We start from the raw sequence: 23639 nt of genomic DNA, 5'->3' as shown, positions 1-23639 counted from the left end.
CTTGCCCTTGTTCCATGAACTCGCCGCCGCCAACTACGGCGGCGACGAAGCCGGCCTGATCTGCGGCTACCTGTTCGACCCGGCTGCGGCCGAGCCCTCGCGCGAGCTCGACTCGGCGCAGGCCGCGCAGTGGCTCGGCGCCGCGGCGCAGGCTCCAACCGGCGCCTACCTCTGGCTGCACTTCAACCTGAGCCACGCCCAGGCCGAGCGCTGGCTCATCCGCCATGCAGCCCTGCCCGACACCTTCTACGAAGCGCTGCGCGACGGCCTGCATTCAACCCGCATCGAGCGCGCCGACGATGCGCTGGTCGCCGTCATCAACGACGTGCATTTCGAGTTCGGCTTCGAGCCCTCGGACATCTCGACCCTGTGGATCAGCGTCGGCCCGCGCCTCGTGGTCACCGCGCGCACCAAGCCCCTGCGCTCCGTCGACGCGCTGCGCACGGCGGTCAAGGCGGGCGACGCCCCGCGCAGCAGCACCGAACTGCTCGAGCACCTGCTGCGCACCCAGGCCGAGGTGCTGATGAACATCGTGCGCGACGTCACCACGCGCATCGACGAGATCGAAGACAAGCAACTCGCCGGCCGCCTCGAACACAAGCGCGTGCGCCTCGGCGCGCAACGCCGCCTGCTGGTGCGGCTGCAGCGGCTGCTCGCACCCGAGCCGGCGGCGCTGTTCCGCCTGCTGCAGCGCCCGCCCCGCTGGATGGCCCATGCCGACGCCGACGAACTGCGCAGCGCCACCGAGGAGTTCTCGCTGGTGCTGCACGACATGCAGGCGCTGCAGGAGCGCATCAAGCTGCTGCAGGAGGAGATCGCCGCCAACGTCAACGAGGACAACAACCGCAGCCTGTTCGTGCTGACCGTGGTCACCGTGCTGGCACTGCCGATCAACATCGTCGCCGGCCTGCTCGGCATGAACGTCGGCGGCGTGCCGCTGGCCGAACACAAGCAGGGCTTCTGGATCGTGGTGGCCATCATCGCCACCTTCACCGGCCTCGCGGCCTGGCTGGCGCTGCGCAAGAAACGCTGAAAACACCAGTGCACGGCCCTTCGTTGCTATATTTTTCATAGCGTTTGGAATAGCGGCCATGCGCCCTGCACGCTCATTCGATCCGAAATAGAATCGAGGCGTGCCCTCCATCCTCAACGCCGATCTTCACTGCCACTCCGTGGTATCCGACGGCACCCTGACCCCCGAAGCGCTTGCCGAGCGCGCCGCGGCCAACGGTGTCGAACTCTGGGCCCTGACGGACCATGACGAGATCGGCGGCCAGCACCGCGCCGCCGCCGCGGCCCATGCCAACGGCATGAAGTACCTCACCGGCACCGAGATCTCCGTCACCTTCGCGAATGAAACCGTGCACATCGTCGGCCTGGGCTTCGACCCCGACGACGAAGGCATGAAGAAGGGCCTGGTCGCGACGCGCGGCGGCCGCGGCGTGCGGGCGCAGGAAATGTCGGAGGGCCTGGCCAAGGTCGGCATCCATGGGGCATACGACGGCGCGCTGAAGTTCGTCGGCAACCCGGAACTGATCTCGCGTACCCACTTTGCGCGCTTCCTGGTCGAGAGCGGCCACTGCAAGGACACGCACGAGGTGTTCCGCAAGTTCCTCACCGAGGGCAAGCCCGGCTACGTGCCGCACCGCTGGGCTAGCCTGAAAGATGCGGTGCACTGGATCACCGCCGCCAAGGGCGTCGCCGTCATCGCGCATCCCGGCCGCTACAAGTTCACCGCCAACGAGGAATACGCGCTGTTCCTCGAATTCAAGACGCACGGCGGCCAGGCGGTCGAGGTCGTCACCGGCAGCCACACGGCGGCCGAGTACGTCGAGTACGCCGACAAGGCGCTCGAATTCGGCTTCGCGGCCTCGCGCGGCAGCGACTTCCACAGCCCCGACGAAAGTCACATCGACCTCGGCAAGCTCCCACTGCTGCCCGGCAAGCTCACGCCGGTCTGGGAACTGCTCGAAGACCGAATCCAGTGAGCGCCCCCGAGCGCACGGCAACCGCCACGTCGCGGCTGCTCCAGGGCACTGCGCCGTTCGAAGGTGGCGAGGTCGGGGGCGAAGTGGTCAGCCTGCCAACACCCACCCCACGCGTCTCGAGCCCCGAGCGCGACCGCGAGTCGGAGCGAATCCTCGGGGCCATCGGCCTGGTGCTGCTGGCCATCGCCTGCTTTGCCACGCTCGACACCGCCACCAAGATTTCCGTCACCGCCGTTCCGGTACTGATGGGCGTGTGGTTCCGCTATGCGTTCCAGGCGGTCGCCACCACCGCCGTGCTGTTGCCGCTGCATGGCACGTCGCTGCTGCGTACGGCCCACCCCGGCTACCAGGTGCTGCGCGGTGCACTGCTGCTGGTCACCAGCGTGCTCGCCTTCCTGAGCCTGCGCTACATGCCGCTGGCCGAATTCACCGCCATCGTGCTGATCGCGCCGCTGGCGGTCACGCTGCTGGCCGCCACCACGCTCAAGGAGCATGTGTCGCCGCTGCGCTGGGCGCTGGTCGCGGGCGGCTTCGCCGGCACGCTGGTCATCCTGCGGCCGGGCGGCGGCACCTTCAGCTGGGCCATCCTGCTGCCGATCGGCCTGGTGCTGACCAACGCCTGCTTCCAGGTGCTGACCAGCAAGCTCGCGCGCACCGAGAACCCGCTGACCATGCACTTCTACACCGGCTGGGTCGGCACGCTGATCGCATCGGTCCCGCTGCCCTTCGTCTGGACCGCGCTGCCCTCCTGGCAATGGTGGGCGCTGCTGCTCATGATGGGCGCAGGCGGCACCATCGGCCACTTCTTCCTGATCCTGGCGTACCAGCGCGCGCCGGCCTCCACGCTCACGCCCTACCTCTACGCGCAGATCGCCTTCGCCATGCTGGGCGGCTGGGTCATGTTCTCGCACATCCCCGACCATGTCTCGCTGATCGGCATGGGCATGATCGCCGCCTGCGGCGCGGCCGGCGCATGGCTCACCGTGCGCGAACGGCGCATTCCGATCGAGCCCGCGGAGTCATGAAGCCACCTCGCGCCTGAGCAAGAATCCCCCATGGCCCAGTACTTCGAAGTCCACCCCGACAACCCGCAGCCGCGCCTGCTGAAGCAGGCCGCCGTGCTGCTCGCGCGCGGCGAGATCATCGCGGTGCCCACCGACTCCAGCTACGCACTCGTCTGCCACCTCGACGACAAGGACGCCGTCGACAAGCTGCGCCGCATCCGCCAGGTCGACGACAAGCACCATCTCACCCTGCTCTGTCGCGACCTGAGCGAGCTGGCCAACTACGCGCGGGTCGACAACAAGCAGTACCGCCTGCTGAAGGCCGCCACGCCCGGTGCCTACACCTTCCTGCTGGAAGCCACCAAGGAAGTGCCCCGCCGCGTGAGCCACCCGCAACGCAAGACCATCGGCCTGCGGGTGCCCGACTGCACCGTGCTGTGCGAACTCCTCGCGCTGCATGGCGAGCCGCTGCTCGCCACCACGCTCATCCCGCCAGGCGAGACCGAGCCCATGAATGACGCCCAGCAGATCCGCGAGCGCTTCGAGAAGCAGATCGGCGGCGTCATCGACGCAGGCGCCTGTCCGTCCGAGCCCACCACCGTGGTCGACCTCACGCCCATGGGCGCGGGCGACGAGCCGGTGCTGGTGCGGCGCGGTCGCGGCCCCTTGGGCGTGCTGGGCCTCTGAGACAATCCCTCGGGTGGATATACCAAACCTGATTCAAACCGTCCTGATCTACGCCCTTCCGGTGTTGTTCGCGATCACGGTGCACGAGGCCGCGCATGGTTATGCAGCGCGCTATTTCGGCGACAACACGGCATGGGCCATGGGCCGCGTCACGCTGAACCCGCTCAAGCACATCGACCCCGTCGGCACCATCCTGATGCCGCTGATGCTTTACTTCGCCACCTCCGGCACCTTCCTGTTCGGATATGCCAAGCCGGTGCCCGTCAACTTCGGCGCGCTGCGCCATCCCAAGCGCGACATGGTCTGGGTCGCGCTCGCCGGGCCAGCCTCGAACTTCGTGCAGGCGCTCTTGTGGGGCATCCTGCTGATCGCACTGGCCGCCAGCGGCGTCCGGGAAGAATTCTTCGTGCGGATGGCGCAGGGCGGCGTGCTGGTCAACCTCGTGATGTGGGCCTTCAACCTGTTCCCGTTGCCGCCGCTCGATGGCGGCCGTGTGCTGGCCGGATTGCTGCCGCGCGGCCGTGCACAGTACTGGCTCGCCCGCATCGAACCCTACGGCTTCTTCATCGTGATGGGGCTGGTGCTCGCGGGGGTTGTCAGCACGTATTGGCTGAGCCCGCTCATCGATGTCGGCTATGCCGTCATTCGCACCGTGCTCAGCCCCCTGGTCTCATTGCTCAGATAGTTCCCCCATGGCGACGACTGCCCCTCCCTCCCCCCTGCGCGTTCTCACCGGCATCACCACCTCGGGCACGCCGCACCTCGGCAACTACGTCGGCTCGATCCGCCATTCGGTGCGGCAAAGCGTGGCGCCCGGCGTCGAGACCTTCTTCTTCCTCGCCGACTATCACGCGCTCATCAAGGTCAACGACCCGCCCCTGATCCAGCGCTCCACGCTGGAGATCGCCGCAAGCTGGCTGGCCTGCGGCCTCGATCCCGAGCGCGTCACCTTCTACCGCCAGTCCGACATCCCCGAGATCCCCGAGCTGACATGGTTTCTCACTTGCGTCACCGGCAAGGGCCTGCTCAACCGCGCGCATGCCTACAAGGCCTCGGTCGACAAGAACACCGCCAAGGGCGACGACCCCGATGCCGACGTCAGCGCGGGCCTGTTCATGTACCCGGTGCTGATGGGCGCCGACATCCTGATGTTCAACGCGCACCAGGTGCCGGTGGGCCGCGACCAGATCCAGCACATCGAGATGGCGCGCGACATGGGCCAGCATTTCAACCACCTCTACGGCGAGCACTTCACGCTGCCCGAGGCGCTCATCGACGATGCCGTCGCCACGCTGCCCGGCCTCGATGGCCGCAAGATGAGCAAGAGCTACGGCAACACGATCCCGCTGTTCGCGCCCCGCGCACAGTTGCAGAAGCAGATCGCCAGCATCGTGACCGATTCGCGCGCGCCCGGTGAGCCCAAGGACACCGAAGGCTCCGCGCTGTTCCAGATCTACCAGGCCTTTGCCGACGAGCACGAAACCGAGGCCTTGCGCAAGGCCTTTGCGGAGGGCATCGGCTGGGGCGATGCCAAGCAGCTGTTGTTCGAGCGCATCGACCGCGAGATCACGCCGATGCGCGAGCGCTACGAAGCCTTGATGAAGGACCCCGCGCGCATCGAGGCCACGCTGCTCGCGGGTGCGGCCAAGGCACGCGCCCTGTCGCAACCCTTCATGGGCCGGCTGCGTCATGCAGTGGGCTTGCGCAACCTGGGCGCCGGGCAGCAGGCCGCCGGCAAGGCCAAGTCCGCGAAGACGGCTGCGCTGCCCAGCTTCAAGCAGTACCGCGAAAGCGACGGCCGGTTCTATTTCAAGCTGCTGGACGCACGCGGCGAGCTGCTGCTGCAGAGCCTTGCATTCGCCACGCCGCAGGAAGCCGGCCAGGCCATCGGCCTGCTGCAGCGCCAACGCAGCGCCGCGTTGGCAGCGCTGGCCGACCGCCTGCCACGACTACCTCCGGAGCGCGTCGACACCGTCGTCGAAGCACTCGATGCCCTCGCCGCAGCAAGCGAAGATAAGAAGAAATAGCTCGTTTTTACGCGCACTTAAACGCCGTAATTGAGGTAGTTCACCAAGCATTGCCCACGTACACTTGACGCATCATGAGCATTTACGTAATCGACGACCACCCCCTGATGCGTGACGCTATCGTCATGGTGCTGCGGCGCCTGCGTCCGGCCGAAAACATTGTCGAGCTCGACCGGCTCGACAAGCTGGCCAACGCCGTCAAGCAGCACGGCAAACCCGACCTCTTCTGCCTCGACCTGAAACTGCCGGACATCACCGGCGTGTCCGGCGTGGTGTCGGTCAAGCAGCTCTATCCCGATGTGCCGATCGCCGTGTACTCCGCCTCGCCCGCGGCCGACATGGAAGAGGCCTGCATCGAGGCCGGCGCCGACATCTACATCGAGAAGTCAGCCGGCTCCAGCGAACTGGCCGCCGCGCTGCGCGGCCTGCTGATGGCCGATTCGGAAAGCGAAGAAAGCGCCGCGGCCAGCGCGAGCACCGGCAAACTGTCCAAGCGCCAGACCCAGTTGATCGCCATGCTCGACAAGGGCATGAGCAACCGCGAGATCGCCACCGAACTCGACATCAGCGAGCACACGGTCAAGGTCCACCTGTGGCGCCTGTTCCGCCGGTTGGGCGTGAAGAGCCGCACGCAGGCGCTGCATCACGCCCGCAGCCATGGCCTTCTTTCCTCCGGCGCCATCTAGGCTCTCCCCCCGGCTCCGCGCCACTGCGTGGCGCTTCTCCCGCCCCGCATGGGGGGACGAGCCTGCGGCCGCAACAACGCTGGCGGTCCTCTCGAGTCGATGCGGCTTCGCCATCTCGACTCAATCCCTGCGCGGGGGGCCGGGCACCGCCCGGTCCTTGGGGCCTCTCAATCCACCGAATACGCACACTGGCCTGGGCGCCTCACGGCACCCGGGCCATCACCCCACCGATCCTGAAATCCGTGTCTGCGCTTGCGATTCGTCGGCGTCGTGAAGAGCGACGCGGAAGACGCTGCCGCGGCCCAGTCTTGATCGCACGCTGATCGGATGGCCCAAGGCGTGCGACAGGCGCGCGACGATGGCCAGCCCCAGGCCGAACCCATCGGAGGTGCCGGCGTGATCAGCCACCTTGTAGAACTCCAGGAACACGTCGCGCAGGTGCTCGCGCGCGATGCCGATGCCCGTGTCCCACACCTCGATACGCACCCCCTCGGGCGTGGCGCGCGAAGCCAGCAGCACGCCACCCTCGGCCGTGTACTTGATCGCGTTGGCCAGCAGGTTGCCGATCATGCGCCGCACGCGGATCGGGTCGGTCAGCACGGCGCCGCCAGTGGAATGCACCCGGAAACGCAGTCCCTTGGACTCGGCCACCGGGCGATACTGCAATTCGAGGTCGTGCAGCAGTTGCGTGACGTCGACGCGCTCGATGTGCAGCCGCACCTGCCCGGAGTCGATGCGGGCCAGGTCGAACAGCGAGTCGAACAGGGCATTCACCGCATGCGTCGCGCGCACGATCTTCGGCGCGATCTCCTCGACCAGGTCCGGCTCGTTGCGCAGCCAGTCCGCATAGAGCGAAAGGGCCAGCACCGGCTGGCGCATGTCGTGCGCGGCGCTGGCAAGGAAGCGGTTCTTCATCGCGACGGCCGACACCGCGGCCTGCCGTTGCTGCGTCAGCGAGTTGATGAGGATGTGGTTGTGGAACAGCAGTTCGAAGCTGTTGCGCGAGGTCTCGTGGATGCGGCGGCCGGCACGCAGCAGCAACCACCAATGCAGGATCGGCAACAGCAGGAAGCCATAGCTGAAGTGCAGTTCGACGAAGCGCAGTTGCACCACGCGGAACACCAGCGCGGTCATCATCGTGATGAACAGCGTGTTCACGTAGCGATGCAACAGCGGCGGATGCAGGGCGAGCCCGTTCAACGGGAAGGTCGCGACACCGGCCACCATGAGCCAGCACATGAATTGGCTGACCACCGGGACGCGCTCGAAAAAAATCAGTATCGAGAGCCCCCAGGCAAATGCGCTGGCGCTCCACAGAAACCGGTAGCGATGAACGAAGCGCTCCTGCGATGCAGCATCCGTCTCGGCAAAGCGCAGCGCATAGAGCCGCTCGCCCCAGACGCGGCAGCCGGTCGCGGTGACGCCGATCATCAGCCAGCCAAGGAGTTGCCAGGTCGGAACATAGCCCCAGCACAGGCTGACCATCGCCGGCATCAACGCCGCGCCGAACAGGTGCGAACCGCGCGCCGAACGCATCAGGCTGCGGATCAGTTCGCCACGAACCCACGGCTCGGCCTCATCCGCCGTGGCGGGCGCCGGCGTCAGGCTGGCAAACGAGGAATTGCCGAGCCCGGCGAAGGTTGATCCTCCTCTCATGACGAAACCCTGTTCAATTCGGCACCCACAAAAAAGCCCCGACGAGGGGGCCCTTGGTAACGGCGCAACGACCCATCAATGCGATGGTTCCCTTGTGCAAATCGCGGAGCATTTGAGCCAGTTTAACGCTGCGACATCGTCTGCAACAAAGGCAAACAACTAGATTGGCTGGCGGTGTGCGAATTGGCCAGAGCGTCGTAAGGGGAAAGAATTCACTCTGGGGAGTGGCTGCGGCAAGCGGCTCTTGCACAGCGCCCGGCATGGGGCCGAGTCTGCCGCCGTCGGCGCGCAACATCGGGCCCATTCCATGAACACATGAACACGCCCCTTCTTCAATAGTCGATGGCCTTTCGGGCGGCGGACCGCATCCCCGCCCCCTCGACTCCGCCTCCTCACGGCGACCCAGCCTGTTTCAGCCCTTGAAGGCAATTGACGCCAGCTCGAGCCGCGTATAAGGTGGATCGTTGGTCTCTTACTCGCCACGGAGGTAAGACCGGATGCCCCCTTCCCCAGTGCTGGTGCGAAGCGTCAAGCTGCTGGCTGCGGCGTGTGCTCTGACCAGCGCGGGCATTGCCAATGCACAGGATTCGGCCATACCGGCCTTCAAGACCGTGGACTCCATGGAAGCACGCGTGCAGGGCTGCGTCACCTGCCACGGACAAAGCGGACAAGGCACCAGCAACGAGTACTTCCCTCGCATCGCGGGCAAGCCGGCCGCTTACCTCTACAACCAGTTGGTGGCGTTTCGCGATGGCAAGCGCGAGTACCCGCCCATGAATTACCTCGTGGCCTACCTGCCCGATGCGTATCTCAAGGAAATTGCAGCGTACTTCGCGAAGCAGCGCCCGGCCTTCGAGGCGAAACAGCAAAGCGCCGCGGGGCCCGATGTGCTGGCGCGCGGGTCGACGCTGGCGCTGGGTGGCGACCCGAGCAAACAGCTGCCGGCATGCATGACCTGCCATGGCGCCGCCTTCACGGGCATGGAGCCGGGCATCCCGGGTCTCGCCGGCCTGCGCACTTCATACATCGTGGCGCAACTGACGCGTTGGCGAACCGGCAATCGCCAGGCCGCGCAGCCGGACTGCATGAAGCGCATATCGGATCGACTCACCGAGGCCGACGTGCATGCGGTCGCGACCTGGCTCGCGGCGCAAGATCCGCCACGTGATGCCGTGCCGGCGCCGGCCAACTTCCAGGGCATGCCTCTTTCCTGCGGCAGCCAGAAGCCATGAGACGCGGCACTCGCATCATCCTGATCGCGGTGGTCGCCGTGGTGGTGATCGTCGCGGGCGCCTTTGCGCTTTTCATGCCCGGCTACCTGCCTGTGGTTCCCGGTGCAGTGGCCGCCGATCCGACCACGCAGACGATCAGGAAGGGTGAATACCTCGCGCGTGCAGGCGACTGCGTGGCCTGCCATTCCGACCCGGGTGGCAAGCAGTTTGCGGGGGGCCGCCCCATGCCCACGCCCTTCGGCAATCTCTACGCGCCCAACATCACCAGCGACGACGAGACCGGAATCGGCAAATGGACGGCAGACGACTTCTACCGCATGCTGCACAACGGCCTCTCGCGCGACGGCACCCTGCTCTACCCTGCGATGCCGTTTGCCTCGTACACCAAGGTCACGCGCGAGGACTCCGACGCCATCTATGCCTACCTGATGTCTGTGCCACCGGTGAACCAGAAGAACCGCCCGCACGAGTTGCGCTTTCCGTTCAACCAGCGCGACTTGCTGATCGGCTGGCGCACCCTGTACTTCAAGGAAGGCGAGTACATGGCCGACAAGAGCAAGTCGGTGCAATGGAACCGCGGCGCCTATCTGGTGGAAGGGCTCGGGCATTGCGCGATGTGCCATACCGCGATCAACAGGCTCGGCGGCTCGAAGACCTCGCAGGAGTTCGAGGGCGGCATGATCCCCAACCAGAACTGGTATGCGCCATCGCTCACGTCGAACCGCGAAGCGGGCCTGGGCAACTGGAGCATCAAGGAGATCAGCGAGCTGCTCCAGGTCGGCATCTCGCCCAGGGCCACCGTTTATGGGCCCATGGCCGAGGTGGTCTACAACAGCCTGCAATACCTGAACGATGCAGATGTCGAAGCGATGGCGGTCTACCTGAAGGAACTGCCGCAGCACGACACGGGTGCGCCGCCGCCCAGCAGCGCGCGACTCGTAGCCCCGGAAGTGATGGAGCTCGGTCGCAAGATCTACGCAAAGCAATGCTTCATGTGCCACGGCGAGGAAGGCAAGGGCAACGCACCGTCGTACCCGCCGCTCGCTGCCAACCAGTCGATCACGATGTCGTCGCCGGTGAACTCGATTCGCATGGTGTTGAACGGCGGCTATGCGCCCGGTACGAAGAAGAACCCGCAGCCGCACGGCATGCCACCCTTCTCCCACATCCTCAACGATGACGAGGTGGCGGCCGTGGTGACCTACATCCGCGTGGCGTGGGAAAACAGCGGCACGCCCGTGACGCCTGCGCAGGTCAGCGAGTTGCGCCCGCTCATTCCGGAATAGACGAGGCCCGCACGATGGCAACTGAAGACGTCGACCCCAGCGAAGACGAACGCGTCGAGGAGATCCTGCGGCGCGGACCAGCGGGCGCGTTTGCCGTGGCCGGGCTCGCCACCTTCATCGTCGTCGCGTTGTTCTTCATCTTCTACTTCCTCGTCTACCTGCCGAGAGGAGCCATCCAGTGACCTCGGTGAATGCCGGCGCGCCACATGCATCGGAGGCTGTCGCTGTCGAGGCGGAACGCCGCTGGGCCATCGTCGTCGTACTCATCATCGCGCTGTTGCTCGTGATGATCATCTTCACCGGACTGCACTGGGCATCGATGCCGCCTTCGCGAGTGGAGACCATCGACCCGCGCAAGCTTCACATCGAAGGCGAGTTCGTGGAGAACAACCTGGGCACCACGGTGGCTGCGGACGGCAAGGTCACGGTGCGCCTGATCGCGCAGCAGTATTCGTTCGAGCCGCAATGCCTGGTGGTGCCCGCTGGCGTGCCGGTGACCTTCCGCGCGACGAGCACCGATGCCATTCACGGATTCGTCATCGACAGGAGCAATGCCAACGTGATGCTGGTGCCAGGCTTCATCGCGACTTTCACGGCCACCTTCGACAAGACAGGCGAGCGGCTGATGCCCTGCCACGAATATTGCGGCACGGGCCACGAGGCGATGTGGGGGCGCGTGCGGGTGATGGCGGCCGACGAGTTCCTGGCCCGCGCCAAGGGCGGAGAGAGGATGAGCTGTGTTCCTCGCTAGACGACTCGTGCTCGCGCATTTCTGGGTCGCCTTCGCGGCCTTCGCGGTCGCCATCCTGCTCGGCGAATGGCAGATGTACGTGCGCAGTCCGCTGAGCGCGTGGGTCAGCGACCCGGAGTACTACTACCGCTCGGTGACCGGGCACGGCACGGTGATGGGCTACGTGTTGCCGACACTCGTTGCGATGGGCTTCGGCTATGCCATCGTCGAGCTCGCGCTGAAGCAGCCGCTGGTCGGTTTGCGCTGGGCATGGGCCGGCTTCTGGCTCGCCATCGTCGGCACCGTGATGGCGGCGACGCCGGTGGCGCTGGGCCGCGCGTCGGTGCTCTTCACCTTCTATCCGCCGATGATCGGCAGCCCGTTCTACTACCTGGGCGTCGTGCTGGTGGTCGTGGGTTCGTGGATCTGGGTCGCCCTCATGGCCGTCAACCTGAAGGCGTGGAAGTCGAAGAACCCGGGCAAGGCGGTGCCGCTGGCGATGTTCGGCAATGTCGCCGGCGCCTACCTGTGGGCATGGACTTCGGTAGGAGCCGCGGTCGAGATCCTGCTGCTGATCCTGCCGGCGGCGCTGGGCCTGAAGGACACCATCGATGCCGGCCTCGCCCGGGTGTTCTTCTCCTGGACGCTGCATGCCATCGTCTACTTCTGGCTCATGCCGGCCTACATCGCCTTCTACACGATCGTTCCGCGCGCCATCGGCGGGCGGCTCTACAGCGACACGATGGGCCGCGTCGCCTTCGTGTTGTTCCTCGTGTTCTCGATGCCCATCGGCATCCATCACCTGTTCGCCGATCCGCAGGTGGGCGCCGGGTTCAAGTTCCTGCATGCGGTCTTCACCGCGATGGTGGCGGTGCCGACCTTCCTGACGGTGTTCACCATCGTCGCGTCGGTCGAGATCGCGGCACGGCTGCGCGGCGGCAAGGGGCTCTTCGGATGGGTCAAGGCGCTGCCGTGGGGCAATCCGATGATGCTGGCCGTCACCTTCTCCTTCATCATGCTGGGGTTTGGCGGTGCGGGCGGCCTCATCAACATGAGCTACCAGCTCAACGAGACGATCCACAACACGCAATGGGTGACGGGGCACTTCCACCTCATCTTTGCGGGTGCCATCGTCATCATGTACTTCATGGTGGCCTACGACCTGTGGCCGCAACTCACGGGCTGCAAGGCGCTTCCGGATTCGCTGGTGAAAGCACAACTCTGGCTGTGGTTCGTCGGCATGATCGTCATGACCTTCCCGTGGCACTGGGTCGGCCTGCTCGGCATGCCGCGGCGCATGGCGTACTTCGACTTCTCCAATCCAGCACTCGCCGGGCAGGGATGGACGCTGGTGGCAGGAACCATCGGCGGCCTGATGCTGGTGGTGTCCGCGCTGCTCTTCGTCTACATCCTGGCGCGCGCAGGCAAGGGTGAAGCCGCGCCGGCGCCCTTCACCTTCAGCACGGCCGTCCACATGCCTGCAGCCACGCCGATCGCCTTGAACGGCTTCGGCCTCTGGGTGTCGCTGATGATCGCGCTGACCGTCGTGAACTACGGCTTTCCGATCGCGCAGCTGGCGATGCTGAAGGACACCTCGGTCCCCGCCGTTCCCATCGGGGGACGATGATGCAGCAACCTGGCCTGTACGCGTGGAGCAACCCCTGGTTTCGCCGGAGCGTGCTGGGCCTGGGCGCGTTGGCCGTGGTCACGCTGCTGGTGGGCTTTGTCTGGCTGCCTTCGGTGCAGGCGGATTTCTCGGCCAAGGGCATCTGGGACAGCATCTGCCGCGCCGCGGGCGTGCCGAACCAATGGGGCACCACCGCGACCCCACCGAAGGCGAGCGCAGGAACGACCACTGTCGTGCTGACGCGCGACATGACGCGCTCAGGCGCGGGCGATTCGGTCGGTCGCGGTGCCACCATCGCCGTCCAGCAATGCAGCATGTGCCATGGCGCACAAGGCATGAGCGAAGCCAACGCGCCGAACCTCGCTGGGCAGTATCCGGAAGTCGTCATCAAGCAGTTGCATGACTACAAGCATGGCGCGCGGTCCAGCGCGTTCATGCAGACCGTCGCGCAGAAACTCAGCGACCGCGACATCCAGGACATCGCCGCCTACTACGACTCCCTGCCCAAGGCGCGAGCCGCTCCGGTGCGGGCTGACGAACCCGATGCCCCCCCTCTCGTTCGCGTGGGCGACCCGCTGCGCAACATCGCTCCCTGCGTGGCCTGCCATGGCGGCATCGACCACAAGATCGGTGCGCCGTGGCTGGAGGGCATGCCGAAGGAATACCTGTCGAGCCAGTTGAAGAACTTCGCCTCGGATGCGCGGCGCAATGACAGCTTCGGCCAGATGCGCAACGTGGTGCGTCCGATGACTGCCGACGAAGTCAACAGCGTCGCGGAGTTCTATGCCCGGCGCGAACCTGCAGTGGGTGTTCGCTGACGGCATACCGCGGGCACGCTGCACGGCCATTCGGTCAATGCACCGGGAAGGATGGCCCGCCGTTCGGCCGGTCGAAGTCCAGGCAGGGTCAGCATGTCAGTGACAGCGCAGTGCGGGCTTCGGATGCGCCCGCGCCGGTGCTTGCCGCGGCAGGCGCAACGCCTTCGGTCGGAGCGGCGCGCAGGGACGCGCAGGCGCGCACCATCGGGCCCCAGCGCTCGGCATAGGCCTGGATGGCCAGGCCGTCCTCGAAGGCCGACTCCAGCAGGAACAGTCCCGGCGCCGGGCTGGTGGCGCCGAGTTCGACCAGGACCGGCTTGAGCAAGCGCTCGGACGCCGTGCCATGGTTCGCCCGCGCACCCAGCATCAGTGGAACGGCGACCACGCCCTGCAAGCCGGAGCCGCCATCGAACTGGTCCAGGAACAGCTTGAGCAAGCCGCTGTACGTGCCCCTGAAGGTCGGGCTCGCGAAGATCACCAGTTGCGAACGCGCCACCGTGTCGACGGCTGCTTGAACCTTCGGGTCCTTCCAGCCCAGCAACGCCGGCCCGAGTTCGGCGAGTTCGATCACCATGTCGGCCGCGCGGCCGGTGAGCGCCGTTGCAAGCATCTGCGCGGCGCGTGCGGTGCGCGAGCGCAGCTTGGGATTGCCGACGACGATCGTTGTATTGAGGGACATGGTCGTCATTTGTGCTGCGGGGCGTCCAGCGCCGGATCCGGCCGGCCCAGGAAGAACTTCAATGCCATGCGCTGGATGAAGTTGCCGTAGGGCGGGTAGAACAGGTCGATCGGGAAGAATCGATGGCGCTTGAACACCGTCTTGGCATGCGACAGCTCGCGGAAGCCCTCTTCCCCGTGGTAGTTGCCCATGCCCGAGTTGCCGGTGCCGCCGAAGGGCGCATCGTGGTTCACCACATGCCAGCCCCAGTCGTTGATTGCAACGCCGCCCGAATGGGTGCGGCGCAGCAGGTTGTCGCGTTCGGCGCTGTCGTGGCTGAAGCAGTACAGCGCCAGTGGACGTTCGCGTGCATTGATGATGGCGATGGCCTCTTCCATCGTGTCGTAGGGAACGACCGGCAACAGCGGGCCGAAGAGTTCTTCCTTCATCACGAGCATGTCGGGCGTGACCTTGGTGATGATCTGCAGCGGCAGCGTGCGGTCATCGCCGACGGGCGCTGGCCCGCACGATTCGATGTGGGCACCCTTGGAATGGGCGTCGTTCAGCAGCCGCTTGATGCGCGTGAATTGGCGCCAGTCGACGATGGAGGTCAGATCGGGGTTGCCAACCGCCTTGCCCTTGTAGAAGCCCTTGAACGTGCGCGCCACGGCCTCGACGAATTCGTCCATGCGCTCGCGCGGCACCAGCGCGTAATCCGGCGCCACGCAGATCTGGCCCGCATTGGTCGCCTTGCCGTGCGTGATGCGCCTGGCTGCATCGGCCACGGGATAGTTGCGCGTGACGAGCGCCGGCGACTTGCCGCCGAGTTCCAGCGTCACGGGCGTGAGGTTCGCGGCCGCCGTGCGCATCACGATCTTGCCGATGGCCGGCGAGCCGGTGAACACGATGTGGTTGAACGGCAGCGAGGTGAATACGTTGGGGTCGAGCAGTTCCTCGCCGACCACGGCCACCAGGTCTTCCGCAAAGATCTCCGCCAGCAGGGTCTTGAAGACCGCATTGGTGGCCGGCGTCGCTTCCGGCATCTTGATCATCACGCGGTTGCCCGCGGCCAGTGCGGCGATGGCTGGCCCCAGCGCCAGGTAGATCGGGAAGTTCCACGGGGTGATCACGCCGACAACGCCCTTGGGCTGGTACATCACCTTGACGCTGTTGGACAGGAACAGCAGTTCGGTGCTGCGGCGGCTGGGCTTCATCCAGCGCTTCACATGGGAGATGGCGTGGTTCAACTCCAGCATCGAACCCAGCAGGTCGAGCATCTTCGATTCGGCGTGTGCGCGCTGGCCGAAGTCACGGCACATGGCGTCAGCCAGCACGTCCTGGTAGCGCGACAACTGTTGCTTGAGTGCCTTGAGCCGGTCGAGCCGCTCAACCGCCGTGGGAAAAGGGGCTGCCTGGAAGGCGGTTTGCTGCGCGCCAAATATCTGCGCAACGCGCTCGTTGGCCGCCAGAGTCGATGCCAATTGAAATGGTGAGTTGTTCATTCTGATCGTCTTTGTGAATGTGCCGCGGTCCGTGCCGTGTCTCTCGGCCCTGTATTGCAACGCTTGCAATGCCATAATTAAAATGAACACTCCAGATTGATAGTATTCACAGAAAGAATGTGTTTCTCTCGAAGCAAGGCACGCGCTTCGCCTGTCTGCAGAGTTCAGCCTGACTGGATGCGCCGCATCAACGCAGTCGGAGTGCGCGGCCAGCCCGGGCGCCCAAACCACGCACCACCAGCCACCACGGCAGCGATGCCGAGGCCGTACACCACGAGCGCGGCGCCCTGCGCTACGAAGACATGGACGAGCTCGCCCCCCCAGCGCAACGCGAGCCAGCCTCCCACACCGGCCACAGCCAGGCGAGCGAGGTTTGCCATCACGGGCCAGAACAGGCGCCCCGATCCTTGCGAGGCGAAATGCAACACCTGCCCGAGGCCGAAGAGGCCGTACAAGGGCCCCACGGTGCGCAGGTATTCGGTGCCGGCCTCCAGCATGGCGGGGTCGTTTCCGAACAGCATCAGCCAGGGGCGCGGAAAGGTCGCCGCTGCGAGGCCGATCGCTTCGGTAATGGCGAAGCACATCAGAGCCCCGATCCACGCGGCATTGAGGGCGCGTTCCCGTTGACCTGCACCGATGCAAGTGCCGACGATGGCCAACAGCGGTGCGCCAAAGCCGAACACCAGCGGCACCAGCAAATACTCGAGGCGCGCGGCCGTGCCGTAGCCTGCGATAGCGCCGGGGCCGAAATGCCCCGCCAGTGCCGTCGCGATGCCGATGGACAGGTTGGTGGCCACCGTCGCGATCGCGCCGACCAGGCCTACGCGCAGGATGTCGCGAAACAGCGGCCAGCGGAGCCGCACGCCGGCAAACCGTGGCATGAGCAGGCTGCGCGGCGAACGCAAGTAGATCCAGAGCGCGACTGTCCCGCCGAGGTAGTAGAGAAGCAGTGCTACCGCTCCTCCGGCAATGCCCATGCCGGGAATCGGCCCCCAGCCAAAGATCAGCAAGGGCGACAGTGGAACCAGCACGGCTACGCCGACGACGGTCACGTTGGCCGGCACTGCCATGTTGCCAGTGCCGCGCAACACAGCGGCCAGCGAGTTGAAAAGCCACACCAGCACCGCGCCGGCGAAGACCCAGTTCGAGTAGACCAGCGCAGCATCGAGTGATGCGTCGGTGCCGCCCATCTGCGCGTACAGCCAGCGCCCGCCCAGCAGCAACGCCAACGTGAACGCCAGCCCGAAGCCGAGCGCAATCACCATTGCGTGGAACACGAGCGCATCGGCATCGTCCCGGCGTTTGGCGCCGAGCGCTCGCGCAATCGAGGACGCAATGCCACCGCCTATGGCACCGGCCGAAGTCATCTGCATCAGCATGACGATCGGAAATACCAGCGCCATCGCCGCCAGGGCGTCGGTACCAAGCTTGCCGACGAAGTACGTTTCGATGAGACCGGAGCAGGCCTGCGCGACCATCACCAGCACGTTGGGGGCGGCGAGAAGCAGGACAGTCGGCACGATGGGCGCTTCCAGAAGGAGGCGCGTGCGCGGATCGACGGCACTCACCGGGCGACCTCGACCAAGGCCGATCGCTGCATCGGATCGGTCTCGCACACCGGCAGCTCTGCCGGCGCAGCGGATCCAGGGTGCCGGTGACGCCTCAGTAACTCGATCGTCCTCGCACATGCCTGTGCAGCTTCTGTGCCTTTGACTGAGAAGTGACGGTGGAAGTATTTGCGATGCTCCACGTGCTCATGGAAATGGTGCGGCGTGAGCACGGCTGAGAGTACCGGCACATTCGTTTCCAACTGCACCGCCATCAACGCGTTGACCACCGTGCCAGCAACGAACTCGTGACGATAGATCCCGCCATCCACGACCAATGCACATCCCACAATGGCGGCATACCGTCCAGAAAGTGCCAGGCGTTTCGCAACGAGCGGGATCTCGAACGCTCCTGGCACGCCGATCACATCGATGCGAGCGCGGGCAATTCCTTGGCGCTCCGCCTCATCGAGGAACGCGTCGCGTGCCTGATTCACGATGTCAGCGTGCCATTGGGCTTCGATAAACGCGACACGCTCTTCGTGGCTGGCCATGCGTGGTGCGGAATCTTCAGGAAGATGGTTGATTTGGTTCATGAGTAGCGAATTCGTGGAAACGGTAGATGTCCCGGTGACACCGAGCGAATGGGGCGTGAGCTGGTTTGGACTGCTTGCCAGCGCGCGGGCAAGCAGTGCCGGCGTCAGCCAGAAAAGAGGCCGCGCAGCATCAGCCCGATCACGGCCAGCTGACTGCGCAGGTAGCCGCTGTAACGAGGCAGGCCGTCCTGCGCGTCGCGCACGCGGCGGTGATAGAACATGTGCAGCGAAGCGGGTGGCAGCGCCTGGATGTCGGCGTAGTTGGCGGTGGGCACGAAGGCCAGCTTTGCCGGTCCGGCCAGGCCGAACTCCAGCACCGGCTTGCCGCACGATGCGCAGGTGCCCCGCTCGATGTTGGGCGGGAGCTTGTGCTTCTTGTAGACGACCTGCGCGCCCTCTTCCACCTCGACGTCGCGGGCACGCAGCACCGTCACATCCGAGAAAGGCTTGCCCGTGTAGGCCTGGCAGATCGTGCAGTGGCAGATGAAGCGCGCAAAGGGACGTGTGTTCACGCGGAAGCGGCTCGCGCCGCAGCCGCAGGACGCCGCCAAGGGCCTGAATTGCGTATCGGCCATGAGGATCACTCCGACACCAGCACGTTGGCGTACTTCTGGCGAAGGTCCACCTTCTGGACTTTGCCGGTCGCGCCCATCGGCACGGCGCCACTTCCGGAGACCGCGAAGTAAGCCTCCAGATGGCGGTGGTTGTTCCAGGCCACAGTGGCGACGCGGGTGCCGCGCGCCATGCCCAGCGCAGCCAGGGCCTTGGCCAGACGGCGCGAGCGCGCGCCGAGATCGCGGTAGGTGTAGCGAAACAGCGGTCCGTGCGTTTCGCGCGAAACGATCTCCACGTCCGGGAACTGCTGCTCCGCGTGCTCGAGCAGGCTCGACAGCAGCAGGGGACGATCCATCATCAAACCAAACATTTTTTGTCTCCAAAGAATCAGATTGCTTACTGCGGTTCCAGCTTGGTCGACTTGAACACGCGCCGGTAGCGCTCGATTTCGCTGGTGTAGAACTTGTCCAGCTCAGCCTGCGACATGGCGCGGGGCGACTGGGCGCCCGTGTCCTGTGTGCCCGTGCGCACGGCTGGCAGCTGGATGACTTCGTTCATCGCCGTGTTGATCGTGGCAACCGCGGCATCGGGCGTCGCCTTGGGCACCAGCACGCCGAGCCACAGGTCATAGGTGAAGTCCGGCAGGAGCTTGTGCTGGCTCATCAGCGTCAGTTCCGGGAACATCGGATGCGGCTCTCGCGAGGTGATGCCCAGAGCCTTGACCTTGCCTTCCTTCAAGAGACCCAGCGTGGGGCCGGCCAGGGTCCAGAAGGCGATGTCGATCTGCCCGCCGACGATGTCGGTGAAGAACTGGCTGCCGCCCTTGTAGGGCACGTGCACCATGTTCAGGCCCGTGCTCTGCGCGAACTTCTCACCCACCACGTGGAACAGCGAACCCGTGCCAGAGCTGCCGTAGGACACGCTGGGCCGCTTCTTCGCCCACGCGATGAACTCGTCGATGTTGCTGGCGGGGATGTCCTTGTTGACCAGCAGCACCAGCGAGCTCGAGGCGACCACCCCGGCCAGTCGCAGGTCTTCGGGCTTGTGCTTGACGGCTGCCAGGCCCATCGGCGCGAGCACCAGGTCCATTGGCGTGCCGAGCAGTTCGTAGTGACCGTCAGCGGGCGCGGAAAGCACCTTCTGGACGCCCAACGCGCCGCTGGCGCCGCCGACGTTCTCGACAATCATCGTCTGGCCCAGGCGCTTCTGGTATCCGGGCTGGATGAGGCGAGCGAAGTAGTCGCCCGAGCCACCCGCGGGATAGGGAACGACCAGCGCAACGTTCTTGGACGGAAAGGTTTGCGCCGTGGCGGCCAGGGCGATCACGCCGCCCGCCAGCGCGACCGCGGCCGCCTCCAGGAATTTCATGACTCGCATGGTTTGTCCCTTTCGATTCGGTTGATTGATTGCCTTGCTTCAGCCCGGCACCGCACTGGTGGCCGTTGCGGATGCGGTGTCTTGTGGCTCGCGCGCCAAGCGCCACTGGGCCGCCTGCAACATCGAGCCTTCAAAGGAGCGGATGCCACTGCGAATAAGAAGGAGCGCCACCGAACCGGCGATGAGGAACACGATGAGCATTGATGTGCCGATCGCGTTGCGATCACCCAGCACGTAGTCGGTGATCAGGCCGATCGTGACCGGGCCGAGGCCTGCGCCCAGGAGGTTGAGTCCGCCGGTGTACATGGCAGCGACCTGGCCACGCATCGGCGCAGGGGTGATCTGCGCGACGATGGACGGGCCGACGCCGAACATGGAGAACGAGAAGAAGCAGGTGAAGCCCAGGAAGATGCCCGCAGCCAGCAACGTTGGCGCCAGAACCATGGCGCAGCCCGAAGACGTGATGCCCACGGCGCTCACCATCGCAACCCGCATGTAGCCGTGGGCAACGCCGCGCCGGATCCAGCGCTCACCCAGCCAGGAGGCCAAGAGCGTGCCGGCAGGTCCGACGACGAGCATCAGCACGCCCAGCAGCTTGCCGATCTCCTGGTAAGTCAAGCCGAAATGGCGCACGAAGTAGGTCGGCGCCCAGCCACCGAAGCCATACACGCACATGTTGAAGAAGCCGGCGCCCAGGATGAACGTGCCGATGGTGCGGCCATTCCTGGCGATGTATTGCATGACCTGCGACAGCGGGACGTCGATGGCCTTTGACGCCGGCTCCTGGCCGCCAGAGGGCCCCTTCTTCGCGACGCGCGGCTCGGGCACTGCCAGCATGAAGATTGCCACCACGACCCCCGGCAAACCCACCGCGATGAACGTCGCCTGCCACGGCTCGATGGCGCCCAGAAAAGGCAGCACCGGCCGGGACAGCGTGTACGCGCCGAGGATCAGGCCGCCTGCAAACAGGCCCACGCCGGAACCCACCGGCCCGGCGGCGCCAAAGACGCCCATGGCACGGCCGCGCTTGTCCGGCGTGAACAGGTCGGCCACCAGCGAGACCGTGCCCGGGATCAGCACGGCCTCACCCACCGCCACCGCAATGCGCGCGGCCAGCAGGTGCCAGTAGTCGTTGGCCAGGCCACTGGCGGCTGTCGCCAGGCTCCACACGGCAATGCCGATGGCGATGATCACGCGGCGGTTGCCCCGATCGATGAGCCGCGCGATCGGCAGGCCCATCACGCCATAGAAGGCCGCGAAGGTGAAGCCGTGGAGCAGGCCGATCAGCGTGTCGTTGACGCCCAGCGTCTTCTGGATCGGACCGACCAACAGGGTGAGGATCTGCCGGTCCATGATCGAGAAGATATAGGCGGCCAGGAGCACGACGACGGCGTACCACGCGCGCCCCGTACTGACCGTGGGCAGGCCTTCGCCGCCCCGGGTGATTGCTGCATGCATGTGTGCCTCTGCTTTGTCTGTTCTTGCCTGCAGCTCAGGCGCGAGCGGCCTGGACGTCGTCGCGCCAGATGTTGTTCTCGCGCCAGAAGTGCTCCTTGCGCCAGTGAACCGGCAGGCCATCCGAGGTGGAGCGGATCACGCGCTTGAGCAGCAACTTGAGCACCTGCGCCTCGCGGTAGTCGAGTTCGCCTTCCGCATCGGATTCGGCGGATTTGCCGAGCGCGAGCAGCTCGATGGCGTAGCTACGGCCCTCTTGCGTGAAGTGGACCGTGCGATCCTGGCCCTGGCCCTCGACGCGGATCAGTCCCTGATCCACAAGCGCCTGGATGTGGTCATCGCTCACCTCGTAGCCTGCAATGGCCACGAGTTGGGCCAGGTCATGGGCCGTGCGTCCATCGCCCATGCTCAAGACACTCAGGATGTTGTAGTCGACGTCGCGCAGGCCCTTGTCCTTCAGGTCCGCCTTGATCGGCATCAGGAGCTGGTAGTACGCACGCCCCAGCAGGTTTCCGAGCCAGTCGCCACCAAAGGTCGCGCTGACATCCGTTTCATCGGCTTTCTTGAGCAGCAAACCGTAGTTCCCTCCGTGAAAAATCAATGGCGGCCGGGCGAAGTGGTCGAAGTTGAGCACCTCGCCCACGAAGATCACGTGATCGCCGCCGTCGTACTGGTAGGCAATGCGGCACTCGAAGCGTGCCGAGCAACCGTCGAGCAGCGGCACCTCGCCGTGCCCGCGCGCCACTTTCGAACCGGCGAACTTGTCGGTGCCGCTCTTGGCGAAGCGGTTCGACACGGCTTCCTGGTCCGCGGCCAGGATGTGCACCGCGAAGTATTCCGTGCCGGCGAAGGCGGCGATGCTGGATGAATTCTTGCCGAGGCTCCACAGCACCATCGGCGGGTCCATGGACACCGAGTTGAAGCTGTTGGCGGTCAGGCCGTAGTCCTTGCCGTCGGCACCGCGCGTGGTCACGATGGTGACGCCGGTGGTGAACGAGCCGAGCGCCTTGCGAAACTGGGCCTTGTCGATCGTTGCAGTCATGTCTTGTCTCCTGTGTTGATGTAGTGGACCGGCCGCGTTACTTCATGAGCAGCGGCATGACCAGGCGGCCGAAACGCTCGGCCTCTTCGTGGTGGGGATAGCCGGACAGGCAGAAGCCCGAGCAGCCGACGTCGATGAATTCCTGCAGTTGCGCCGCAACCTGTTGCGGGTTGCCGACCACGGCCACGCCAGCGCCGGGGCGCACTTCGGTGATGCCGGTCCAGAGGTGCGGGGTCATCTTGCGGCCGACGGTGTTCGACAGTTCCTTCTGGCGTGCGTTGGCCACGGAAGAGATGGAGCTCGCGAGTGACGCCACCATGGCCTTGGCACTGGCGGTTTCGTTGGCACCTTCGATCAGGCGGTCCGCGGCTTCCCATGCCTCGGCCTCGGTCTCGCGGCAGATGACCTGCAGGCGCATCGCGAACCTGATTTCGTTCTCGCGGCCGTACTTCGCGGCGCGCTGGCGCATCAGCTTGATTTCCTCGCGGATCTTCTCCGGGTAGTCGCCCCAGAAGAGATGCACCGCGGAGTGCTGCGCGGAGATTTCAGCCGCCTGTTCCGAGCCACCGCCCAGGAAGAAAGGCGGGTGCGGTTGCTGCAGGATCTTCGGCACGATCTTCGGACCGTCGACCTGGTAGTAGTCGCCCTTGAACTGGACCCCTTCCTCCGTCCACAGGCGCTTCATGAGGCGAACCTCTTCCTCGAGCTGCGCGTAGCGTTGTTCCTTCGAGCCGAACTGGCCTTCGGCCAACGCATCCTTTTCGCTGAGTCCCGCAATGAGGTTGAGGTAGACGCGACCGTTGGACAACCGGTCCATCGCCGACACCATCTTGGCGTGCGCCACCGGATGGAAATAACCAGGCTTGATGGCGACCAGCGCCTTGATCTTCTTCGTGCGGGCCAGCATGTAGGTGGCCGTGATCCAGGCGTCCCAGCAGAACGGCGTGACGGGCACGAGCATGTAGTCGAAGCCGGCAGTTTCTGCCGCCTGCGAGACGCGCTCGAAGTGCTCGAGCGATTGGGGAATGCTCTGCGACGGGTCGCCGAACGCGCTCGTGTCGCCGAGTGTGGGCAGGAACCAGCCCATCGAAAGTTTGGGTGTGTTGGCCATGTATGTCTCCGTGTGGATGTCTGTTGAGGCCTCTATTGCACCGCCGGCAGAGTCA

24 protein-coding genes are annotated in these 23639 nt (G+C 65.5%); 13 read left to right on the top strand and 11 right to left on the bottom strand.

What is annotated here, in order from left to right; translation table 11 throughout:
* The first annotated feature begins 1 nt into the window (after position 1).
* The 7 genes from HCU76_RS01280 (at position 2) to HCU76_RS01250 (ending at position 6392) form a co-directional block, all read left to right on the top strand.
* Complete coding sequence (locus HCU76_RS01280; RefSeq protein ID WP_213955336.1) at positions 2–1033, top strand: transporter; 1032 nt, start codon at positions 2–4, stop codon at positions 1031–1033.
* 100 nt (positions 1034–1133) lie between these two features.
* Positions 1134–1988: a 3',5'-nucleoside bisphosphate phosphatase gene (locus HCU76_RS01275; protein WP_213955335.1), complete on the top strand. Its 855-nt coding sequence runs from the start codon at positions 1134–1136 to the stop codon at positions 1986–1988.
* Positions 1989–2080: 92 nt separating this feature from the next.
* Positions 2081–3013, top strand: a complete 933-nt coding sequence (locus HCU76_RS01270; protein WP_218628216.1) for a DMT family transporter — start codon at positions 2081–2083, stop codon at positions 3011–3013.
* Between the two features lie 30 nt (positions 3014–3043).
* The gene (locus HCU76_RS01265; protein ID WP_213955334.1) at positions 3044–3679 is read left to right on the top strand and encodes an L-threonylcarbamoyladenylate synthase; all 636 of its coding nucleotides are present in this window, start codon (positions 3044–3046) and stop codon (positions 3677–3679) included.
* 13 nt (positions 3680–3692) lie between these two features.
* Positions 3693–4364, top strand: coding sequence for a site-2 protease family protein (locus HCU76_RS01260; RefSeq protein ID WP_213955333.1), 672 nt, complete (start codon positions 3693–3695; stop codon positions 4362–4364).
* A 7-nt stretch (positions 4365–4371) separates the two neighbouring features.
* Positions 4372–5706 (top strand): tryptophan--tRNA ligase, encoded by a 1335-nt coding sequence (locus HCU76_RS01255; protein WP_213955332.1) that lies wholly within the window; start codon positions 4372–4374, stop codon positions 5704–5706.
* Between the two features lie 74 nt (positions 5707–5780).
* Positions 5781–6392, top strand: a complete 612-nt coding sequence (locus tag HCU76_RS01250; protein WP_213955331.1) for a response regulator transcription factor — start codon at positions 5781–5783, stop codon at positions 6390–6392.
* A gap of 219 nt (positions 6393–6611) precedes the next feature.
* Here the strand turns inward: HCU76_RS01250 and HCU76_RS01245 are convergent, their stop codons facing one another.
* Entirely contained in the window at positions 6612–8048 is a 1437-nt protein-coding gene (locus HCU76_RS01245; RefSeq protein ID WP_213955330.1) for a HAMP domain-containing sensor histidine kinase, read from the bottom strand.
* A 497-nt stretch (positions 8049–8545) separates the two neighbouring features.
* Between HCU76_RS01245 and HCU76_RS01240 the strand changes: the two genes are divergently transcribed.
* Genes HCU76_RS01240 through HCU76_RS01215 form a run of 6 tightly spaced genes read left to right on the top strand, consistent with a single transcriptional unit; the run spans position 8546 to position 13741 of the window.
* Positions 8546–9280: a c-type cytochrome gene (locus tag HCU76_RS01240; RefSeq protein WP_213955329.1), complete on the top strand. Its 735-nt coding sequence runs from the start codon at positions 8546–8548 to the stop codon at positions 9278–9280.
* On the top strand, positions 9277–10566 hold the full coding sequence (locus tag HCU76_RS01235) for a cytochrome c (protein WP_213955328.1): 1290 nt from the start codon (positions 9277–9279) through the stop codon (positions 10564–10566). The genes HCU76_RS01240 and HCU76_RS01235 overlap by 4 nt, the downstream gene beginning before the upstream one ends.
* Before the next feature lie 14 nt (positions 10567–10580).
* Positions 10581–10748 carry a hypothetical protein gene (locus tag HCU76_RS01230; protein ID WP_213955327.1) on the top strand — a complete coding sequence of 56 codons (168 nt, stop codon included), beginning with the start codon at positions 10581–10583 and terminating at the stop codon, positions 10746–10748.
* 5 nt (positions 10749–10753) lie between these two features.
* On the top strand, positions 10754–11317 hold the full coding sequence (locus HCU76_RS01225; RefSeq protein ID WP_345944679.1) for a cytochrome C oxidase subunit II: 564 nt from the start codon (positions 10754–10756) through the stop codon (positions 11315–11317).
* Positions 11318–11324: 7 nt separating this feature from the next.
* Positions 11325–12923 (top strand): cbb3-type cytochrome c oxidase subunit I, encoded by a 1599-nt coding sequence (locus tag HCU76_RS01220; protein WP_213955475.1) that lies wholly within the window; start codon positions 11325–11327, stop codon positions 12921–12923.
* A complete protein-coding gene (locus HCU76_RS01215; protein ID WP_256353904.1) occupies positions 12920–13741 on the top strand; it encodes a cytochrome c in 822 nt (273 codons plus the stop codon). The genes HCU76_RS01220 and HCU76_RS01215 overlap by 4 nt, the downstream gene beginning before the upstream one ends.
* Positions 13742–13829: 88 nt before the next feature.
* On the opposite strand, the gene HCU76_RS01210 is transcribed toward HCU76_RS01215, so the two are convergent.
* The 10 genes from HCU76_RS01210 to HCU76_RS01165 all read right to left on the bottom strand — a co-directional run bounded on the left by HCU76_RS01210 (position 13830) and on the right by HCU76_RS01165 (position 23584).
* A complete protein-coding gene (locus tag HCU76_RS01210) occupies positions 13830–14420 on the bottom strand; it encodes an NADPH-dependent FMN reductase (RefSeq protein ID WP_213955326.1) in 591 nt (196 codons plus the stop codon).
* A gap of 5 nt (positions 14421–14425) precedes the next feature.
* A complete protein-coding gene (locus HCU76_RS01205; protein WP_256353903.1) occupies positions 14426–15880 on the bottom strand; it encodes a coniferyl aldehyde dehydrogenase in 1455 nt (484 codons plus the stop codon).
* A gap of 185 nt (positions 15881–16065) precedes the next feature.
* Positions 16066–17469 carry an MATE family efflux transporter gene (locus HCU76_RS01200; RefSeq protein ID WP_218508483.1) on the bottom strand — a complete coding sequence of 468 codons (1404 nt, stop codon included), beginning with the start codon at positions 17467–17469 and terminating at the stop codon, positions 16066–16068.
* The gene (locus HCU76_RS01195) at positions 17466–18044 is read right to left on the bottom strand and encodes a 6,7-dimethyl-8-ribityllumazine synthase (protein ID WP_218508208.1); all 579 of its coding nucleotides are present in this window, start codon (positions 18042–18044) and stop codon (positions 17466–17468) included. Before HCU76_RS01195 ends, HCU76_RS01200 begins: the two co-directional genes overlap by 4 nt.
* Positions 18045–18148: 104 nt before the next feature.
* Positions 18149–18619: a GFA family protein gene (locus HCU76_RS01190; protein ID WP_213955323.1), complete on the bottom strand. Its 471-nt coding sequence runs from the start codon at positions 18617–18619 to the stop codon at positions 18149–18151.
* A 5-nt stretch (positions 18620–18624) separates the two neighbouring features.
* Positions 18625–18969, bottom strand: coding sequence for an AMP-binding protein (locus HCU76_RS01185; RefSeq protein ID WP_213955322.1), 345 nt, complete (start codon positions 18967–18969; stop codon positions 18625–18627).
* Between the two features lie 26 nt (positions 18970–18995).
* The gene (locus HCU76_RS01180) at positions 18996–19976 is read right to left on the bottom strand and encodes a tripartite tricarboxylate transporter substrate binding protein (RefSeq protein WP_218508207.1); all 981 of its coding nucleotides are present in this window, start codon (positions 19974–19976) and stop codon (positions 18996–18998) included.
* A 39-nt stretch (positions 19977–20015) separates the two neighbouring features.
* Entirely contained in the window at positions 20016–21434 is a 1419-nt protein-coding gene (locus HCU76_RS01175; RefSeq protein WP_213955320.1) for an MFS transporter, read from the bottom strand.
* A gap of 34 nt (positions 21435–21468) precedes the next feature.
* Positions 21469–22473, bottom strand: coding sequence for a flavin reductase (locus HCU76_RS01170; protein ID WP_218508206.1), 1005 nt, complete (start codon positions 22471–22473; stop codon positions 21469–21471).
* Between the two features lie 37 nt (positions 22474–22510).
* Entirely contained in the window at positions 22511–23584 is a 1074-nt protein-coding gene (locus tag HCU76_RS01165) for an LLM class flavin-dependent oxidoreductase (RefSeq protein WP_213955318.1), read from the bottom strand.
* Between the last annotated feature and the right edge of the window lie 55 nt (positions 23585–23639).

The organism is Variovorax sp. dw_308, assembly GCF_019207085.1.
Classification (GTDB): Bacteria; Pseudomonadota; Gammaproteobacteria; order Burkholderiales; family Burkholderiaceae_C; genus Variovorax.
Note: the sequence above shows the minus strand (reverse complement) of the source record. Positions and strands in the feature narration are given on the sequence as shown.

Bases quoted from the DNA above. Each gene is read 5' to 3' on its own strand.
- HCU76_RS01165 (WP_213955318.1), bottom strand. From the start codon at position 23,584: ATGGCCAACACACCCAAACTTTCGATGGGCTGGTTCCTGCCCACACTC.
- HCU76_RS01185 (WP_213955322.1), bottom strand. From the start codon at position 18,969: ATGTTTGGTTTGATGATGGATCGTCCCCTGCTGCTGTCGAGCCTGCTC.
- HCU76_RS01265 (WP_213955334.1), top strand. From the start codon at position 3,044: ATGGCCCAGTACTTCGAAGTCCACCCCGACAACCCGCAGCCGCGCCTG.
- HCU76_RS01170 (WP_218508206.1), bottom strand. From the start codon at position 22,473: ATGACTGCAACGATCGACAAGGCCCAGTTTCGCAAGGCGCTCGGCTCG.
- HCU76_RS01230 (WP_213955327.1), top strand. From the start codon at position 10,581: ATGGCAACTGAAGACGTCGACCCCAGCGAAGACGAACGCGTCGAGGAG.
- HCU76_RS01215 (WP_256353904.1), top strand. From the start codon at position 12,920: ATGATGCAGCAACCTGGCCTGTACGCGTGGAGCAACCCCTGGTTTCGC.
- HCU76_RS01180 (WP_218508207.1), bottom strand. From the start codon at position 19,976: ATGCGAGTCATGAAATTCCTGGAGGCGGCCGCGGTCGCGCTGGCGGGC.
- HCU76_RS01210 (WP_213955326.1), bottom strand. From the start codon at position 14,420: ATGTCCCTCAATACAACGATCGTCGTCGGCAATCCCAAGCTGCGCTCG.
- HCU76_RS01240 (WP_213955329.1), top strand. From the start codon at position 8,546: ATGCCCCCTTCCCCAGTGCTGGTGCGAAGCGTCAAGCTGCTGGCTGCG.
- HCU76_RS01245 (WP_213955330.1), bottom strand. From the start codon at position 8,048: ATGAGAGGAGGATCAACCTTCGCCGGGCTCGGCAATTCCTCGTTTGCC.
- HCU76_RS01195 (WP_218508208.1), bottom strand. From the start codon at position 18,044: ATGAACCAAATCAACCATCTTCCTGAAGATTCCGCACCACGCATGGCC.
- HCU76_RS01175 (WP_213955320.1), bottom strand. From the start codon at position 21,434: ATGCATGCAGCAATCACCCGGGGCGGCGAAGGCCTGCCCACGGTCAGT.
- HCU76_RS01190 (WP_213955323.1), bottom strand. From the start codon at position 18,619: ATGGCCGATACGCAATTCAGGCCCTTGGCGGCGTCCTGCGGCTGCGGC.
- HCU76_RS01235 (WP_213955328.1), top strand. From the start codon at position 9,277: ATGAGACGCGGCACTCGCATCATCCTGATCGCGGTGGTCGCCGTGGTG.
- HCU76_RS01255 (WP_213955332.1), top strand. From the start codon at position 4,372: ATGGCGACGACTGCCCCTCCCTCCCCCCTGCGCGTTCTCACCGGCATC.
- HCU76_RS01250 (WP_213955331.1), top strand. From the start codon at position 5,781: ATGAGCATTTACGTAATCGACGACCACCCCCTGATGCGTGACGCTATC.